The organism is Mesorhizobium sp. M1E.F.Ca.ET.063.01.1.1 (assembly GCF_003998155.1).
Taxonomy (GTDB): Bacteria; Pseudomonadota; Alphaproteobacteria; order Rhizobiales; family Rhizobiaceae; genus Mesorhizobium.
In genome coordinates, this window is the sequence record NZ_RZSC01001297.1 from 1 (window position 1) to 928 (window position 928).

The 928-nt window shown below is 67.5% G+C and carries 1 pseudogene; it reads right to left on the reverse strand.

What is annotated here, in order from left to right:
- Nucleotides 1-928 (reverse strand): annotated as a pseudogene (locus EOA29_RS38070) (ABC transporter permease); the annotation flags it as partial.

Genomic DNA, 928 nt, shown 5'->3' on the forward strand with positions numbered 1-928 from the left:
GCCTCGCTGGCGCCGACGCGTGGATCGAGGAAGGCGTAGGCGAGGTCGACAAGGAGATTGATGACGACGACGAGAACGGCGCTGACCAAAATGATGCCGAGCAGCAGCGGCGTGTCGCGTCCGGCGACGGCTTCCTGCGCCAGCCGGCCGAGGCCGGGAACGGCAAAGACGCTTTCGATGACGACGCTGCCGCCGAGCATCTGCGCCTATTGCAGGCCGAGCATGGTGACCAGAGGCAAGAGCGCGTTGCGGGCGACATGCGCAAGCACGATGCGGCGGCGCGCCAGGCCCCTGGCGCGGGCGGCGAGGATAAAATCCTGACGCCAGGCTTCCGCCATGCCGGCGCGCATCATGCGCAGATAAAGCGCGAGATAGATGAAGCCCAGCGCCGCCACCGGCAGCACGAGATGGGTGGCGACGTCGGCGGCCCGTGCCAGCCCGGTCTTGGCCGATGCGATGGTCTCGATGCCGCCGATCGGCAGCCAGCGCAGGTCGACGGCGAAGACGACGATCAGCACAAGGCCGAGCCAGAAGCCGGGCACGGCGTAGAGCGCCAGCGAGCCGATCGAAAGCAAACGGTCGCGGAAGCCGCCCGGTCTGGCGCCGGCATAGATGCCGAGCGCCGAGCCGAGGCCGAAGGAGAGCGCGGTGGCGCTGCCCATCAGGATGAGCGTGGTCGGCAGGCGTTCGAGGATGACGTCGCGGATAGGTCGCGAGAAGGTGACGGACTGGCCGAGGTCCAGATGCAGCAATGCCCAGAGGTAGTTGGCGAGGCGCGTCAGTTCCGACTGATCGAGGCCCCAGCGGTGGCGCAGCAATTCGATCATGCCGGCGTCGCCGCCGGTCGAGACGATATAGGCGTCGACCGCATCACCGGGTGCTGCCTCGAGCAGCAGGAAGCTGCCGATGATGACGATGAGGAGAACGA